Origin of the sequence: Embleya sp. NBC_00896 (genome assembly GCF_045207785.1) — a bacterium.
Lineage (GTDB): Bacteria > Actinomycetota > Actinomycetes > Streptomycetales > Streptomycetaceae > Embleya.
In genome coordinates this window covers 6,181,705-6,198,045 of sequence record NZ_CP108776.1, presented here as the reverse complement: position 1 = coordinate 6,198,045, position 16,341 = coordinate 6,181,705, and the positions used below count along the sequence as shown (strand labels likewise).

At 71.8% G+C, this 16,341-nt stretch carries 17 protein-coding genes and 1 pseudogene; 10 read left to right on the top strand and 8 right to left on the bottom strand.

Annotated features, from left to right (window positions below; translation table 11 throughout):
• Window position 1 precedes the first annotated feature (1 nt).
• Both OG928_RS28120 and OG928_RS28115 read left to right on the top strand, forming a co-directional pair.
• On the top strand, window positions 2-520 hold the full coding sequence (locus tag OG928_RS28120; protein WP_406288765.1) for an isoprenylcysteine carboxyl methyltransferase family protein: 519 nt from the start codon (window positions 2-4) through the stop codon (window positions 518-520).
• Window positions 517-1,533, top strand: coding sequence for an NAD(P)/FAD-dependent oxidoreductase (locus OG928_RS28115; protein WP_406288763.1), 1,017 nt, complete (start codon window positions 517-519; stop codon window positions 1,531-1,533). The genes OG928_RS28120 and OG928_RS28115 overlap by 4 nt, the downstream gene beginning before the upstream one ends.
• On the opposite strand, the gene OG928_RS28110 is transcribed toward OG928_RS28115, so the two are convergent.
• Both OG928_RS28110 and OG928_RS28105 read right to left on the bottom strand, forming a co-directional pair.
• Entirely contained in the window at window positions 1,517-2,200 is a 684-nt protein-coding gene (locus OG928_RS28110; RefSeq protein WP_406288761.1) for a GNAT family N-acetyltransferase, read from the bottom strand. The genes OG928_RS28115 and OG928_RS28110 overlap by 17 nt on opposite strands.
• Window positions 2,201-2,345: 145 nt before the next feature.
• Window positions 2,346-2,981 carry a TetR/AcrR family transcriptional regulator gene (locus tag OG928_RS28105; protein WP_406291271.1) on the bottom strand — a complete coding sequence of 212 codons (636 nt, stop codon included), beginning with the start codon at window positions 2,979-2,981 and terminating at the stop codon, window positions 2,346-2,348.
• 139 nt (window positions 2,982-3,120) lie between these two features.
• Here OG928_RS28105 and OG928_RS28100 point away from each other — a divergent pair, with 139 nt between their 5' ends.
• The 4 genes from OG928_RS28100 (at window position 3,121) to OG928_RS28085 (ending at window position 6,946) form a co-directional block, all read left to right on the top strand.
• The gene (locus OG928_RS28100; protein WP_406288759.1) at window positions 3,121-4,347 is read left to right on the top strand and encodes an acyl-CoA dehydrogenase family protein; all 1,227 of its coding nucleotides are present in this window, start codon (window positions 3,121-3,123) and stop codon (window positions 4,345-4,347) included.
• Complete coding sequence (locus OG928_RS28095) at window positions 4,344-5,099, top strand: SDR family oxidoreductase (RefSeq protein WP_406288757.1); 756 nt, start codon at window positions 4,344-4,346, stop codon at window positions 5,097-5,099. Before OG928_RS28100 ends, OG928_RS28095 begins: the two co-directional genes overlap by 4 nt.
• A complete protein-coding gene (locus OG928_RS28090) occupies window positions 5,096-5,884 on the top strand; it encodes an SDR family oxidoreductase (protein WP_406288755.1) in 789 nt (262 codons plus the stop codon). Before OG928_RS28095 ends, OG928_RS28090 begins: the two co-directional genes overlap by 4 nt.
• 72 nt (window positions 5,885-5,956) lie before the next feature.
• The gene (locus OG928_RS28085) at window positions 5,957-6,946 is read left to right on the top strand and encodes a phosphotriesterase (protein WP_406288753.1); all 990 of its coding nucleotides are present in this window, start codon (window positions 5,957-5,959) and stop codon (window positions 6,944-6,946) included.
• Between the two features lie 120 nt (window positions 6,947-7,066).
• Here OG928_RS28085 and OG928_RS28080 read toward each other — a convergent pair whose 3' ends face one another.
• The 5 genes and pseudogenes from OG928_RS28080 to OG928_RS28060 all read right to left on the bottom strand — a co-directional run bounded on the left by OG928_RS28080 (window position 7,067) and on the right by OG928_RS28060 (window position 11,373).
• Window positions 7,067-7,699 (bottom strand): FMN reductase, encoded by a 633-nt coding sequence (locus OG928_RS28080; RefSeq protein WP_406288752.1) that lies wholly within the window; start codon window positions 7,697-7,699, stop codon window positions 7,067-7,069.
• A 31-nt stretch (window positions 7,700-7,730) separates the two neighbouring features.
• A pseudogene (locus OG928_RS28075) lies at window positions 7,731-7,943 on the bottom strand (5,10-methylene tetrahydromethanopterin reductase); the annotation flags it as partial.
• Window positions 7,944-8,247: 304 nt separating this feature from the next.
• Window positions 8,248-8,949 carry a FadR/GntR family transcriptional regulator gene (locus tag OG928_RS28070; RefSeq protein WP_406288751.1) on the bottom strand — a complete coding sequence of 234 codons (702 nt, stop codon included), beginning with the start codon at window positions 8,947-8,949 and terminating at the stop codon, window positions 8,248-8,250.
• A gap of 30 nt (window positions 8,950-8,979) precedes the next feature.
• Window positions 8,980-10,737, bottom strand: a complete 1,758-nt coding sequence (gene leuA, locus OG928_RS28065; protein WP_406291270.1) for a 2-isopropylmalate synthase — start codon at window positions 10,735-10,737, stop codon at window positions 8,980-8,982.
• A gap of 414 nt (window positions 10,738-11,151) precedes the next feature.
• Window positions 11,152-11,373, bottom strand: coding sequence for a hypothetical protein (locus OG928_RS28060; RefSeq protein ID WP_026218929.1), 222 nt, complete (start codon window positions 11,371-11,373; stop codon window positions 11,152-11,154).
• Window positions 11,374-11,761: 388 nt separating this feature from the next.
• Between OG928_RS28060 and OG928_RS28055 the strand changes: the two genes are divergently transcribed.
• Entirely contained in the window at window positions 11,762-12,505 is a 744-nt protein-coding gene (locus OG928_RS28055) for a hypothetical protein (RefSeq protein WP_406288750.1), read from the top strand.
• 111 nt (window positions 12,506-12,616) lie between these two features.
• Here OG928_RS28055 and OG928_RS28050 read toward each other — a convergent pair whose 3' ends face one another.
• Window positions 12,617-13,147, bottom strand: a complete 531-nt coding sequence (locus OG928_RS28050) for a hypothetical protein (protein ID WP_406288748.1) — start codon at window positions 13,145-13,147, stop codon at window positions 12,617-12,619.
• A gap of 274 nt (window positions 13,148-13,421) precedes the next feature.
• Here OG928_RS28050 and OG928_RS28045 point away from each other — a divergent pair, with 274 nt between their 5' ends.
• The 3 genes from OG928_RS28045 (at window position 13,422) to OG928_RS28035 (ending at window position 16,273) form a co-directional block, all read left to right on the top strand.
• Window positions 13,422-15,029, top strand: a complete 1,608-nt coding sequence (locus tag OG928_RS28045) for a DHA2 family efflux MFS transporter permease subunit (RefSeq protein WP_406288745.1) — start codon at window positions 13,422-13,424, stop codon at window positions 15,027-15,029.
• 136 nt (window positions 15,030-15,165) lie between these two features.
• Window positions 15,166-15,798 (top strand): TetR/AcrR family transcriptional regulator, encoded by a 633-nt coding sequence (locus OG928_RS28040; RefSeq protein ID WP_406288743.1) that lies wholly within the window; start codon window positions 15,166-15,168, stop codon window positions 15,796-15,798.
• 244 nt (window positions 15,799-16,042) lie between these two features.
• A complete protein-coding gene (locus tag OG928_RS28035; RefSeq protein ID WP_406288741.1) occupies window positions 16,043-16,273 on the top strand; it encodes a DUF5302 domain-containing protein in 231 nt (76 codons plus the stop codon).
• The last annotated feature ends 68 nt before the right edge of the window (window positions 16,274-16,341 follow it).

Here is a 16,341-nt window from a genome sequence, read left to right as displayed (position 1 = left end):
GATGTACTGGTATTTCGCGCTGGTGGGCCTGGTCGCGCTCGAACGGGTCGCGGAGTTGGTGGTCTCGCGGCGCAACCTCGCCTGGAGCCTGGAGCGGGGTGGCGTGGTGAGCGGGCAGGGGCACTACCTGCCGATGGTCGTCCTGCACGTCGGGCTGTTGGCCGCGTGCGTGTTCGAAGTGGCACTGGGCGATCCACCGTTCGTGCCGTGGTTCGGGTGGACGATGGTCGCCCTGGTGGTCGCGGCGCAGGGGCTGCGCTGGTGGTGCATCACCGCGCTCGGGCCGCGCTGGAACACGCAGGTGGTGGTCGTGCCGGGGCTGCCGCTGGTGCGGCGCGGGCCGTATCGGCTGGACTGGCTTCGGCACCCCAACTACGTCGCGGTCGCGGTGGAGGGGCTCGCGCTCCCCCTTGTACACGGCGCGTGGGTCACCGCGCTCGCGTTCACCGGGCTCAACGCGGCGCTGATGGTGGTCCGGATCCGCTGCGAGTCGGCCGCGCTGTCGGCGGCGACCGCGTGATCGATCTGCTCGTGGCGGGCGGCGGGCCGGCCGGGTTGGCGACCGCGATCCACGGCGCGCTCGCGGGGCTGCGGGTGGTGGTGGTCGAGCCGCGGTCGGCGCCGGTGGACAAGGCGTGCGGGGAGGGGTTGATGCCGGCGGGCGTTGCGGCGCTGGGCGGACTGGGGATCGCGCCCGCGGGGCATCCGTTGGCCGGGATCCGGTACGTGGACGCGCGGCACGCGGTCGACGCGCGGTTTCGGGCCGGGCCGGGGCTCGGCGTGCGCCGGACCACGCTGCACGGCGCGCTGTACGAGCGTGCGCTCGGGCTCGGGGTGGAGCAGGTCGTCGGGCGGGTCGCGGAGGTCCGGCAGGACGCGGACGCGGTGTCGGCGGCGGGGTTGCGGGCACGGTGGCTGGTCGCGGCGGACGGGCTGCACTCGCCGGTCCGGGCGGCGTTGGGGCCGGCGGCCCGGACCGATCGGCGCGAGCGGCGGTACGGGCTGCGCCGGCACTACGCGATCGCGCCGTGGACCGACTTCGTCGAGGTGCACTGGTCGCCGCGCGGCGAGGCGTACGTGACGCCGGTGGGGCCGGACCTGGTCGGCGTGGCGGTCCTGGGCCCGCGCGGGCGGCCGTACGACGAGCACCTGGCCGCGTTCCCGGCCCTGCGCGCGCGGCTCGTCGACGCGCCCGCCGGCCCGGTCCGCGGCGCGGGGCCGCTGCGCCAACGGGTGCGTACGCGCGTCGCGGGCCGGGTGCTGCTCGTGGGCGACGCCGCCGGGTACACCGACGCCCTGACCGGCGAGGGCATCGCGCTGGCCCTGGCCTCGGCCCGGGCCCTGGTCGAGGCGCGCGTCGCCGGCCGCCCCGAACGCTACGAGGCGGCCTGGCGCCGATTGTCCCGCCGGCACCGCGTACTGACCGAGGCCCTGCTGATCGCGCGCGGCCACCCGGGAACCGCCCGGCTGATCGTCCCGGCGGCGCACCGGCTGCCGGGGGTGTTCGGCACGATCGTCAACGCGTTGTCGTGACCGCGTCCCGCGACGGCTCGTCGGCGAGGCCGAACATGTCCCGGCACGCGTCCAGGCCGTGGATCTCGGCCGGGATCGTACGGTGTTCGAGCCACGCCTCGCGGGTCAGCCGCAAACGTTGCAGCGGCCTGGGGGTGCCGTCTTCGTAGGCGAGGATCTGCACACCGTCGTCCACGTAGCCGAGCCGTCGGGACACCGCGAGCGAGGGCGCGTTGTCCAGCAGTGCGCTGGAGACCGCCCACCGGGCACCGAGGCCGGCGAAGGCCAGCTCCAGCATCGCCGCGCGCATCTCGGTACCGAACCCCTTGCCCTGGTGGGCCAGACCGAGCCAGGACCCGGACCCGATCTCGTACCGGTGCGCGAAGTCCTTGGCCCCACACTCCTGGACGCCGACGACCTCGCCGTCGTGCACGACGGCGAACATCAGCTGCCATTCCTCCGGGGACCAGTTCGCCCAGAGCGACCAGAAGTACTTCAGCGCGTTCCGAGCCATGGCCGGCTGCGGGGCCCGCGTCCAGGGCGTAGTGAACGGCATGTAGTCGGGATCATGCACCCCCCGCCCCGCAAGCTCGACCAACGCAAAAAGCTCATCCTGCCCCGCCACCCGCAACTCGAGCCGAGGCGTGGTCACCCGCAGCCCGAACAACGGCCAATAATCAGTCAACATCCCCCAATCCTCCGAAACCCCACCCCCCACACGCGACCAATTTTTCCCCCAACCCAGCCCGTCCGGCCCACCTCAGCCCGTCCGGCGTTTGAGGACAACGGCACCAGGCCAACCAACCCCAGCCCGTCCGGCGCTTGAGGACACTTCACTCGGCTCCCGGCGCCAGCCCATGCAGCAGCAAATCCGCAAACACCTCGCCAACCTCACGCGGCGACATCGGCCCATCAAGCTGATACCAGCTGTTGAGGTGATGCACCCCACCAAAGAAGTTGTGCGTAGCGATGTCCGCCGACACATCACTCCGCAGCAACCCTTCCCGCTGCCCCTGTTCGATCATGGCCCGAAACCGCTCGTGATACCGCCGCCGCTCGGCCCGGATCTCCCCCCGCTTGTCCGGCGCGAGCAAATGCATCGAGCGGAAGTACACCACCGCGTCGTCGATGTTGCCCAGCGTCGTCACCACCACGTCGGCCGCGGCCTCCCGCAGCCGATCGAGCACCGGCTCGGGCCCGTCCGCGATCGTGTTCAGCCGCTCGGTCTGCATCGCGAGCATGCGGTGGTAGATCTCGACGAGCAGGTCGTCCTTGGACGCGTAGTAGTGGTACATCGCGCCCTTGGTGACCCCCGCAGCGCCCACGATCTCCTGGACCGAGGTGCTCTCGAAGCCGCGCTCGGCGAACATCCGGGACGCGATCCGCAGGAGCCGCTGCGGCAGGGGCGTCTCGTCGACGTCCGACAGTGACACTTCGGGCGCCGCGTTGCCGCGGGTTCGTGCCGCCATGTTGTTCAACCTTTCGCGGGAGCGTTCGACGCTACCCTAGCCAAGATACCGACCGGTCGGTACCGTGAATCGCGCACGTCACGTTTCGCGCACCCTACGGCCGCGAAAACGTCTGCGCAGACGGAGAGGAAGGCGCCCGGTGGACTTCAGCTACGACGCACGGACCGAGGAACTGCGCGAGCGGTTGCTCGCGTTCATGGCCGAGCACGTGTACCCCGCCGAGGCCGTGTTCACCGAGCAGGTGGCCGACCCGGCCGCCGACCCGTGGGGCCGGCCGCCGGTGGTCGAGGAGCTCAAGACCGAGGCCCGCAAGCGCGGCCTGTGGAATCTGTTCCTGCCCGGCGCCGAGGGCGCGGGCCTGACCAACCTCCAGTACGCGCCGCTCGCCGAGATCGCCGGCCGCAGCCCGCACCTGGGCCCCGAGGCGCTCAACTGCGCCGCGCCCGACACCGGCAACATGGAGCTGCTGCACGACTTCGGCACGCCCGAGCAGCAGGACCGCTGGCTCAAGCCGCTGCTCGAAGGCACGATCCGCTCGGCGTTCTGCATGACCGAGCCCGACGTCGCCTCCTCCGACGCCACGAACATCACCACGCGCATCGTCCGCGACGGCGACGAATACGTGATCAACGGCCGCAAGTGGTGGTCGTCCGGGGCGATGGCGCCGAACTGCGAGATCCTGGTCGTGATGGGCAAGACCGACCCGGAGGCCGAGCGGCACCGCCGGCAGAGCATGGTGCTCGTGCCGCGTGACACCCCGGGGGTGGACATCCGACGCGGCATGAACGTGTTCGGCTACACCGACGGACCGCACGGCGGGCACGCCGAGGTCGTCTTCGACAACGTGCGCGTGCCCGCCACGAACCTGGTCGGCAACGTCGGCGACGGCTTCGCGATCGCGCAGGCCCGGCTCGGGCCCGGCCGGATCCACCACTGCATGCGGCTGATCGGGATGGCCGAGCGCGGCCTGGAACTGATGTGCCGTCGGGTCGTGGCCCGCGAGGCGTTCGGCGGCCCGCTCGCCGACCGGGGCGTGATCCAGGAGTGGATCGCCGAGTCGCGGGTGCGGATCGAGCAGTTGCGGCTGCTCGTGCTCAAGACCGCGTGGCTGATGGACACCGTCGGCAACCGCGGCGCGCACCGCGAAATCCAGTCGATCAAGATCGCCACCCCGCTCACCGTGGAGTGGATCCTCGACAAGGCCATCCAGGCGCACGGCGCGGGCGGCCTGTCCCAGGACTTCGTCCTCGCGTCGCTGTGGACGCAGGCGCGCACGCTGCGGCTCGCCGACGGTCCGGACGAGGTACATCGTCGTTCGCTCGCGCACCGCGAGCTCAAGTCCTACCGAGAGGCGGCCGCCAAGTGAGCGACTCGTCCCGTCCCGTAGCCATCGTCACCGGCGCGAGCCGCGGTATCGGCCTGGGCATCGCGCAGGCGCTCGTCGCGCGCGGCGACCGGGTCTGCGTGACCGCGCGCGGCGCGGACACCCTGGCCGAGGTGGTCGCCTCGCTCGGCGGCCCCGAGCACGCGATCGGCGTCGCGGGCAAGGCGCACGACCCGGTCCACCAGGACGCCGCGGTCACCGCGACCCTGGAGGCGTTCGGCCGGGTCGACATGCTGGTCAACAACGCCGGGATCAACCCGGTGTACGGCCCGCTGCTCGAACTCGACCTGGACGCCGGGCGCAAGATCCTGGAGGTCAACCTGCTCGCGGCGCTCGCCTGGACCCAGCGCGTGCACAAGGCGTGGATGGGCGAGCACGGTGGCGCGATCGTCAACGTGTCCTCGCTCGCCGGCGCCCGCCCCGCGCAGGGGATCGGTTTCTACGGCGTGAGCAAGGCCGCGCTGACCCACCTGACCGCGCAACTCGCGAGCGAACTGGGCCCGCGGGTACGGGTCAACGCGGTCGCGCCGGCCGTGGTCAAGACGACGTTCGCGACCGCGCTGTACGAGGGCCGCGAGGCCGAGGTCGCGGCGGCCTATCCGATGGGCCGGCTCGGCGTGCCCGAGGACGTGGCCGGCGCGGTGGCGTTCCTGTTGTCCGAGCAGGCGGGGTGGATCACCGGGCAGACGCTGCTGATCGACGGCGGCGTGAGCCTGTCGGGCGGCGTGGGATGACCGCCTCGCTGGGCGCCGGTGTGGTGATCACCGGCGCGGGCGGCGGCATCGGCGCGGCCCTGGCCCGGCGGTTCGCCGCCGACGGCGCGCGCGTGGTGGTCAACGACCTGAACGCGGAGGCGTGTCGCAAGGTCGCGGCCGAGCTCGGCGGGATCGCGCTGCCCGGCGACGCGGCGTCCGAGGAGGGTGTCGCGGCGCTGATCGCGGGGGCCCGCGAGGCGCTCGGCGGCGAGATCGACATCTACTGCGCCAACGCCGGCATCGGCGAGGGCGCGGGCCTGGACGCCTCGGAGGAGTCCTGGGAGCGCTCGTGGGACGTCAACGTGATGGCGCACGTACGGGCCGCGCGCCTGCTGACCCCCGCGTGGGTCGAGCGCGGTCGCGGCCACCTGGTCACCACGGTCTCGGCGGCCGGCCTGCTCACGATGCTGGACGCGGCGGCGTACTCGGTCACCAAGCACGCGGCGTACGCGTTCGCGGAGTGGATGGCCGTCACGTACGGCGCGAAGGGCGTCACGGTCCAGGCGGTCTGCCCGCTCGGCGTGCGGACCGCGCTGCTCGGCGCCACTGGCGCGGCCGCCCGGCTGGTCCTGGACGACGGCGCGATCGAGCCGGAGGAGGTGGCCGAGGTGGTGGTCGCCGCGGTCGCGGCCGGCTCGCCGTTCCTGGTCCTCCCGCACCCGGAGGTGGCCCGGATGTACGCGGGGCGAGCCGCCGACCCGGACCGCTGGCTGACCGGCATGCGTAAGCTTCAGGCCCGCTTGGAAGCGGTGCCGGAGAGCTGACCGACCGTCACCGCGGCACGTTTTCGCACCACTTCGGCCGAGCACCGATCTCATGGGACGAGGGAGCCGCGAGTGCACGCGAACGAGAACGACACTGTGGTCGAGGTCGAGACGGTGCTCGGGCCGGTGTCGACCGCCGCCCTGGGCACGACCCTGATGCACGAGCACATCTTCGTGCTGACCGCGGACAGCCAGGCCAACTGGGAGCGCGACTGGGACGAGGAGGCGCGCGTAGCCGACGCGGTCACGCGGTTGCGGGCGTTGCGCGCGACCGGCGTGACCACGATCGTGGACCCCACGGTGGACGGAATCGGGCGGAACATTCCGCGCGTGCTGCGGATCGCCGAGCAGGTCCCGGACCTCAACATCGTGGTCGCGACCGGCGTGTACACGTACACCGACGTCCCGGCCTACTTCAGGCATCGCGGCCCCGGTGCGCTGCCGGGCCTGCCGGATCCGATGGTCGACCTGTTCGTCCGGGACATCCGTGAGGGCATCCAGGGCACCGACGTCAAGGCGGCGCTGCTCAAGTGCGCGATCGACGCGCAGGGGCTGACGCCGGGCGTCGAACGGGTGTTGCGCGCGGTGGCGCGGGCGCATCTGGAGACGAACGCGCCGGTGATGGTGCACACGCATCCGGGCACCCGGACCGGGCTCGACGTCCGGCGGGTCCTGGACGAGGAGGGGGTGGCCGCGGCTCGGGTCCAGCTCGCGCACAGCGGCGACACGAGCGACGCCGACCACCTGACCGAACTGGCGGACGCGGGCTACCTGTTGGGCATGGATCGGTTCGGGCTCGACACGATGATGCCGTTCGAGGAGCGGGTCGCGATCGTGGTGGAGATGTGCCGGCGCGGCTACGCGTCGAGCATGGTGCTGTCCCAGGACGCGGCGTGCCACATCGACTGGATCGCGCCCGACCTGATGCCACTGCTGCCGGATTGGCACTACCAGCACGTGCTGAGCGACGTGGTACCGGCGCTGCGCGCGGCCGGCGTGGCGAAGCGGGACGTCACCGCGATGCTGGTCGAGAATCCGCGGCGGTGGTTCGAACGGACCTGAGCCGGGCGTCTGCCGGGCTTGCCGGAAGAGGGGCGCCCGCGCGGGGGGTCATGTCCCCGTGCGGGCGGCCCTCTCTGCTCGCTCGACCGCGGAGGCTCGTTCGCTCGTTCGCTCGTTCGCTCAGCCGCGCCGCAGCGCGGCCAACTGCTCGGCGAACGGGACGACTTCGTCGATCGGCGCGCGGCGCGGCGCGGTTCGCGGTACACGCCCTGCGAGGTCGGCGAGTTCGCCGCCCGCGCGGGTGATCCGCGCGCCCAGGCCGTCGGTCCCCGCGGCGGCGCCGGAGCCCCAGTCGTCGGTGGCCGCGTAGACCGCGGTCGGCGCGACCGTCGCGCGCAGGTAGGCGAACAGCGGGCGCAGCGCGTGCTCCAGGGCGAGCGAATGACGGGCCGTCCCGCCGGTCGCCGCGATCAGGACCGGCTTGCCGACCAGCGCGGTGTTGTCCAGCACGTCGAAGAACGACTTGAACAGGCCGCTGTACGACGCGGTGAAGATCGGCGTGACCGCGATCAGGGCATCGGCCTCGGTGACCGCCTCGATCGCGGCGCGCAGTCCGGGCGCGGGGAAGCCGGTCAGCAGGTTGTTCGCGATGTCCACGGCGACGTCGCGGAGTTCGACCACCTGGACGTCGGCCGCGACGTCACGGCCCGCCAGTCCCCGCCGGGTGGCCTCGGCGAGCCGGTCGCCGAGCAGGCGGGTGGACGAGGGCTTGCCCAGTCCGGCCGAGACGACCACGAGCTTGAGCGGTTGCATGGCGGCTTCTCCCTTCGAGATCGGTGGCGGGTCAGGCGGACTGCGCGACGGGGGTCGCCGTCTCCGCGTCTCGACGGGCGACGAGCGCCGCGTGCGTGGGGCCCTCGGGTACGTCGGCCCCGCGCTTGGCCGCGAACTCCTTGCGCAGCACCGGGACGACCTCCTCGCCGAGCAGGTCGAGCTGTTCGAGGACGGTCTTCAGCGGCAGTCCGGCGTGATCCATCAGGAAGAGCTGGCGCTGGTAACTCAGCCCGTCCGGCGCTTGAGGACAAAGGCACCACGCCAACCAACCCCAGCCCGTCCGGCGCTTGAGGACACCGGCACCACGCCAACCAACCCCAGCCCGTCCGGCGCTTGAGGACACCGGCACCACGCCAACCAACCCCAGCCCGTCCGGCGCTTGAGGACACCGGCACCACGCCAACCAACCCCAGCCCGTCCGGCGTTTGAGGACAAAGGCACCAGGCCAACTCAGCCCGTCCGGCGTTTGAGGACAAAGGCATCAGGCCACCGAGACTCCTCAGCCCGTCCGGCGCTTGAGGACACCCTCAACCCGCCCCACCCCGGAGGATGCGCATGCTCACCGCCAGCTCCGCCTCGGTAACCCGCCCAGCCTCAACCGCATCCCCAGCCCGAATCGCCGCGACCATAGCGGCATGCGCATCGGCCCCAGGATCCGCGACAGCAACCCGCATCCCCCTGCTGTCCATGACGGCGAGCAAGTCGAACAACCCCGGCCGCATCGTCACCTGAAACACCGAGAACAAGTCCGTCAGCACGTCATTGTGCGCCGCCGCCACGATGGCCCCGTGAAACGCGATGTCCGCATCGATATAGGCCGCGTCATCGCCAAGCGCAGCGGCCCGCACGGCGAGCCCCGCGTCCAGCGCCGCCAGGTCCTCGTCCGTGCGCCGCTCCGCGGCCAACATCGCGGCGCGCACCTCGATCAGGTTCCGCACCTCGTACACCTCGGCCGCGGACGCCCGCCGCAGCCGCGTGGTCAGGTCCTCGACCGGCTCGGTGGCGATCACGAAGACGCCGGACCCCTGCCGCGACTCGACCAGCCCCGCCCCCGCGAGGTCGCGTACCGCCTCGCGCACGGTCGACCGGCCGATGCCCAGTTCCTTGCCCAGCGCGATCTCGCCGGGCAGCTTCGTGCCGACGGGCCAGCGCCCCGCGGCGATCTGGGCGCGAAGGCGCTCGGCCGCCTGGCCGGCCAACGGGCTGCGGCGCAGGGGGCCGAACGTCATCGCGTCACCTCTCAGGTTGTCTGACGAATGTTAGCCTGCGAAACCCCGGGATTCCGCCCGGGCGCGATTCACCGCCGCCAGCGTCGCGTGCACGGACGCCGCGAGGATCGAGGTGTCGATCCCGACGCCCCACCGGGTCACCCCGTCCACGCGGCACTCCACGTACGACGCGGCATGCCGGTCGCCGCCCACCCCGATCGAGTGCTCGACGTAGTCCAGGATCTCGACCTCGACGCCGGTGCCATCGGGCCCGACCCCCGCCGACCCGAGCGCGGCGGTCAGCGCGGACAGCGGCCCGTTGCCCTCCCCCGTCACGGCGCGCCCGTCCAGCGTGCCGGTGAACCGGTGCCGCCCCGGTTCGACCTCCTCGGCCCGCCACCCGACCACGTCCAGCGGCGCACGCCGGTCCAGGTACTCGCGGCGGAACAACTCGCCCAGCTCGACCGCCGTGATCTCCTCGCCGCTGTCGTCGGTGGCCTCCTGGACGACCCGGGAGAACTCGATCTGGAGCCGGCGCGGCAGGTCCAGGCCGTGCGCGCTCTGCATCAGATAGGCGATGCCGCCCTTGCCGGACTGGCTGTTGACCCGGATCACCGCCTCGTAGTCGCGGCCCACGTCGGCCGGGTCGATCGGCAGGTACGGCACGTCCCACGGCGCCTGATCCACCGCCACACCCAGCGCGTCCGCCTGCCGCGCGTGATGCGCGAAGCCCTTCTTGATCGCGTCCTGGTGCGTCCCGGAGAACGCGGTGTACACGAGGTCGCCGCCATAGGGGTGGCGGGCGTGCACGTCGATCCGGTTCGCGTACTCGACGGTGCGGCGGATCTCGTCGATGTCGGAGAAGTCGATCATCGGGTCCACGCCCTGCGTGTACAGGTTCAGCGCGAGCGTGACCAGGTCGACGTTGCCGGTCCGCTCGCCGTTGCCGAACAGGCAGCCCTCGATCCGCTGCGCGCCCGCCAGCACGGCCAGCTCGGCGCAGGCGACGCCGGTGCCGCGGTCGTTGTGCGGGTGTACGGACAGGATCACCGCGTCCCGACGGGCCAGGTTGCGGTGCATGTACTCGATCTGGTCCGCGTACACGTTCGGCGTCGCGATCTCGACGGTCGCCGGCAGGTTGTGGATCACCGGCCGGTCCGGGCTCGCGTCCCACAGTTCGGTGATGCTGTCGCACACGGCGAGGACGTAGTCCGGCTCGGTCAGGTTGAACACCTCGGGCGAGAACTCGAAGCGGATGTCCGCGCCCGGCCGGGCGTCCGCGCCGCGCGCCACGTCCTTGGCGCCGGCCAGGATCAGCGCGTGCAGCGCGTCCCGGTCGTGCCCGAGTACCACGTCGCGCCAGGTCGGCGCGGTGGCGGTGTACATGTGCACGACCGCGTGCGGGAGGCCCTCGATCGACGCGTACGTACGCTCGATCAGGTCGGTGCGGGCGGCCGTGAAGACCACGATCGTGACGTCGTCCGGCACCGCGTCGCTCTCGGCCAGGTGCCGAACGAAGTCGAAGTCGGCGCGACTCGCGGAGGGGTAGCCGACCTCGATCTCCTTGAAGCCCATGGCCACCAGCAGGTCGAACATGCGGCGCTTGCGCGCGGGGTCCATCGGCTCGGCCAGCGCCTGGTTGCCGTCGCGCAGGTCGACCGGGACCCACAGCGGTGCGTGCTCGATCCGGTTGGCGGGCCAGGTCCGGGCCGGCCCGGCGGGCCCGGTGCTCGCGGCCGGCCCGGTGCTCGCGGCGGGCTCCGCGACCCGCACGCGCTCGTGCGCGGGGCGGTAGCGGTGGTGGGGCATGCTGCCGGCGCGTTGCCGGTTCCAGCGCGGCTGCCCGGACGGGACCGGGCCGCTCGGGGTGCGCAGGGTGGGGAAGGTCACGGAGGTTGCGGAGGCAGGGATGTTCGCGCTGCTCACGGTGGGGTCGTCCTCGCCGTCGAAGGGGGCGACCGGCAGCACCGAACCCCGCGGCGGGGTGCCGGTCGCGTCAGGCCCCGCCGCGGCGGCCGAGAAGGAGACCACGCAGCTTCATGTTCACGCCAGGGACGCTAGCACAAGTTGTCTGACAACCTGATGTCTTCGAACCTGAAGCAGCGCCGTGAACGTCGGGGCAGGCCCGGAAAACGGGAGAAAAACAGCGGGAAAAACAGGAGGAGGCGCCGACCCGGCTATCCGGGGGCGCCTCCCTGTACCGACCGCGTGGAGTCGGGATGTTCAGAGATTGCTCAGCTTCGCGTAGGGACGGCAGATCCGCTCCTGACGCGACCCGAAATCGACAGTGACCGCGATGTCCTCTTCGACACCGACGATCCGACCGAGTCCGTACTGATCGTGCGTCACTCGCGCACCGAGTTCGAAATCCTCGATGATGGGAGCGACCGGGACATTGAAGGGACTGGTGGGCAGAATGCGCCGGGTCACGGCTGACGTCGTCATCACCACCAGTATGCGCCTCTCGGGTGACGCGCGGGGCGTTCGGGGGCGGTATAGGCGAAGCCGTAACCGGAAAGTGTCCCCACGATATGGCGGCTCGAATCCCCTATGCGCGCGCCGAACCCGACCGAAATGCCCGGCTCGGAACTCCCCCGCAGGTCACCCGCGATCGAGCCGTGACCGCCCGCCACACCGCCCCCGCGCACCGCTCGAAGTAAACCCTGTTGGGCCGATCGGGCGAAACCCGAACGGATCGCCGAGGGTCGGAGGCATCACTCCATAGCGTGATGAGTGGGGTGCGAAGTCGGTCGCCGCGGTGGTGTTGCCACCGGGTTCGGGGCCGATGTTCCCGCCCCGGCTCCTCGTGGGCGCGGCCATAGGATCGGGCGCTATGAGCGACAGCACCGCCCCGGTGGACATCGAGTTGGTCAGGCCGCCCGAGATCCTGCTCGCGCACGACGAGATCCGGGTCTTCCACGGCGGGATCCTGCGCACGCCGGCCGGCCTGTACACGACGATCGGCATGGAGACGTTGGCCCGGCCCGCCGGACCGCGGCCGCCGGCGCCGCCGCTGTTCGGGCAGTACGGGGTGTCGGTGACCCGCTCGGGTGACCGGTTCGCGTACTCGGCGCTGGCCACGACGCTGTCCGCCGGGCCGATCCGGTTCACGTCCTGCCTGTTCGGCCACGTGCCGGACGGCGACCTGGTGCTCGACGTGGTGCTGCCGACCATCCCGCGCCGCCTGGTCCTGCGTTTCGACTCGGACCGCCACGACGGCACCGGCCCGGCCTTGATCACCCCGCCCGCGACGGTCCGCACGGAGGGCGGCGTGACCCTGTGGCACGCCGGCGTGCTCCGCACCGACACGGGTCTGCTCACCCACGTCGAGGCGACCGCCGACGACGACCGCGCGCTCGGGGGCGCGAAGTGGGACGTGGAGCACGAGCCGCTGGCGGTGACCTACGAGGACACGAACGACGCGAACGCGGCGGCGCCGCAGGCACGGGAAGCACACCAGCGGGGGCGGGACTTCGTCAGCGTGGACAGCTACGTGCCGGCGGTGGGGGCACGGGCGACGTTGTCCTGCCCGCCGATGGGCATCCGGCGGGCCATGAACGGGCCGTCCGGGGCTTGAGCTTGAAGGCTTGAGCGCTCAAGCCCCCGAGCCTTCGGCCGTTGAGACAAGTCTTCGCGGACACCCACCGACGGCGCCGGCGCCGTGGCCGTGGCCGGAAAAGCCACGGCGCTAATCGCCGCCCGGCAGCCCGAGCTTCGCGCGTATGCGACCAGCGGGGCTCGACTGCCGGGCCAGCACCGTGTCGACCCGGTCGAGCGCGAGTTCGAGCTCTTCCTCGGTTTCCGACGCGGCGGCCGCGAGCCACGCCCGCCGCGCCTCCCGGGTCTGGCGGATCAACTCGTCCACGAGCGGGGCGACATCACGCGGCCACCACGCCTCGGCGAGTCGCTGGGCCTCGTTGTCGTCGGCGGCGACGAGTTCGCGGATCCGCTTGCGGATCTCGTCCAGGTCCTCCCACTCGTCCAAGGCGTCGGTCAGTCGATTCATCGCGGCGTTGCGCGGACCGACGATGCGCTCATAGGTCATCGCGGCTTCCGCGAGACTCATCGACGCACCGGTTCGGGGGTGCAACTCGGGCCCCATGTCCGAGGCATGCGCGGCATCGGTACCGGCCCGCACGGTCCCGCAGCCGACCACGCCACCACAGGACACGATGGCGGCAAGCACCACGACAACAGGCTTGCGCCATTGGTTGGTCATGAGCACCGCACCTTAGGGGGTGGGCCCGACACCCCATACAGCGGGCTCCCCGGGAAGTCCCGTGCGGGGCCGGTCGGTTCGCTTCGATCCAGTCCACCCGGCGGGCCGCCTCGATCGCGGTGACGCGGCGCACCTGGGCCGCCCGGGGAATAGAGCCCGAAGACCCGCCCCCGGAGCCCTCTCCTTCACTTTGCCAAGGCTTGACTTTACAGCCGTATAGCGACGGCTTATGTTTACAGGCGTAAGCTAACAAGCGTTAGTCGAGGGGGACACCATGAGCGGCACCAACGCCGAGACCCGATCAGCCGCCACCGCCACCACCACCACCGCCGAAGTCCCCGACCCCGCGGGTCACCCCCGTCGGTGGGCCGCGTTGATCGTGCTCAGTTCGACGCTCGTGGCCGTCACGCTGGACAACTCGGTGCTCAACACCGCGCTGCCGGCCCTGGCCAAGGGGTTGCACGCGTCGACGTCGGATCTCCAGTGGATCACCGACGCCTACACCCTCGTCTTCGCCGCGCTGCTCCTGCTCGCCGGCAGCCTCGGCGCCCGGTTCGGTGCCCGGCGCGCACTGCTCGGCGGCCTCGCCGTGTTCGGCGGCGGGTCGGCGATAGCCGCACTGTCCACGACGGCCACCGAGCTGATCGCCTGGCGGGCCGTGATGGGACTGGGCGCCGCGTTCGTGATGCCCGCGACGCTCGCGATCATCATCCGGATGTTCCCGCCCGTCGAACGGCCCAAGGCGTTCGCCGTCTGGTCCGCCGCCGCCGGCGTCGGCGTGCTGGTCGGCCCGGTCACCGGTGGCGCACTGCTCGCGCACTTCTCCTGGTCGAGCGCGTTCTGGATCAACGTCCCGCTCGTGATCGCCGCGTTCATCGGCATCATGCGGATCGTCCCGACCGTCCCGCGCCAGGGCACCGGTCGGCTCGACCTGCCCGCCGCCGCGCTGTCCATCGTCGGCCTGGGGATTCTGGTCGACGCGATCATCGAGGCCCCCGAGCGCGGCTGGACCGCACCGGTCACGCTTGTCGAACTGGCCGCGTTCGTGCTGCTGACCGCCCTGTTCGTGGCGTGGGAGCTGCGCACCGACGAACCCATGGTCCAGGTGCGCCTGTTCACCAACCGCGGCTTCGTGATCGCCGCCTCCACGCTCGCCGTCACGTTCTTCGCGCTGTTCGGCACGCTGTTCGTGCTGTCGCAGTACTTCCAGCTGGTGCACGGGTACAGCCCGCTCAAGGCCGGCATGGGCGCGATGCCGTTCGCGATCGCCATGGCCGCGATGTCCGCCATGTCCCCGCTGGTCACCGCCCGCCTGGGCATTCGCGGCACGCTGACCGTCGGCCTGGGCACGATCGCACTCGGCCTCGGGGTGATGGGCCTGACCACCGACACCGCCACCCCGTTCGCGATGCTCGGCGCCGAGATGGCCGTGGTCGGCGCGGGGATGGGCATGATGATGGCCCCCGCGAGCATGGAGATCACCGCGTCCGTGCCGGTGCAGTTCTCGGCCATGGCCGGCGCGCTCAACAGCGTCGTCCGCGAACTCGGCGGCGTCCTGGGCATCGCCGTGATCGGCACCCTGGTCTCGTCGCACTACCGCGCCGAGATGGCCGACCAGAACCTCACCGGTCCCGCGTCCGTCGCCGCCCACGACCTGCCCAGCGCACACGGGGTCGCCGCGCAGCTCTCGCCGGAGTCCGCCGGCCACCTCACCTCGGCCGCCAACCACGCCTTCACCACCGCGATGACCAACGGCGCCCTGGTCGCCGCAGTGGTCGCCGCGCTCGGCGCGATCATCGTCGCCGTCGCCCTCCCCCGCCGCGCGACCACCCAGGTCGCCGTCGCCGAATCAGCCAACGCCCAAGCGGTACAAACCGCCTGACGCATCGTCACCACAAAGCGCGGCGGCCGACTCCCCCCGGTCGCCGCGCACCGGCCGTTCGGCGGCCCGCCGCCGACACCTCGGAGTAGCCACCATGGCCGCAAACCCCGACCCCGTGCCTCGTACGCTGACCGCCATGGACGACCACGGTTCGAACCGCCGGCGCAACCGCCGAGGCCAGGGCGCGCTGCTGCGCGAAGACATCCTCGCCGCGGCGACGGCGCTGATCGAACACGACGGACACGCGGGCGAGCTGACCCTGCGCCGGATCGCGCGCGAGGCCGAGATCACCGCGCCGTCCATCTACGCGCACTTCAACGATCTCGCCGACATCCTCGACACGGTCCTCAACGGCTACTTCGACGACCTGCGGGACACGATCGCCGCGGCCACCGGCTCCGACACCGAACCGGACCGCGCGCTGCTCGCGGGCTGCCGGGCCTATGCCCGGTTCGCGATGGAGCGCCCGGGCCGCTATCGCGCACTGTTCAACCGGATGCGCTCACCGGCGAACACCGACCCGGACCGGCCGGAGCTCCCCGTGCCACCGCGGCGTGCGGACGTCTTCCAGGCCCTCGTCGACGCGGTCGAGGCCACCGCGACCGCCGGCCTCTCGGTGAGCGAGGACCCGTACGAGGACGCCCTGGCCGTCTGGGCCGCCATGCACGGCGCCGTCCTGCTGCGCATGAGCATCGCGAACTTCGGCTGGCCCGACCTGCCCGAATTCGTCGACACCCTGGTCACCCGCACGGCCCGCCTGACCAGGTGACGCGCGAATCCCACACCACTCCGGTGCGATGGACAACAGTTCGACGACATCGGCGCTTCCCACACCCCCTGCCGAACCTGTTCGACATCGCCCACGCCGCCCTCGACCCGGGCCGACCCCGACCGAGCACACCCGACAGTGACGGAAGGTACCCGGCTGTGCGGCCTCGGCGCGTGCTTCGGAGGGGTTCGGCATGGAAGGGTGTGCGTACGGATCGAATCCAGTTCGAGAGCAGGAACGCACCATGGCTGACGAGACACCCGCGAACGAAGCACCCGAGGAGACGGCCACCGAGGCCGCCGAGCCCGAAACGGCCGAGGACGAGACCAAGCGCAAGTTCCGCGAGGCGCTCGCGCGCAAGCGCGGCACCAAGACCGACGGCACCGGCGAGGGTCCGGGCGGCGACGCGTCGAAGATCCACGGGGCGCACGGGCCCGCCGCACAGCAGCGCTCGTTCCGCCGCAAGAGTGGCTGAGCCGAACCGCTGAGGGACTGCCTTCGCCGGGTTACCGGGCAGTAGGATCGCCGGGGTCGCGATCTCTC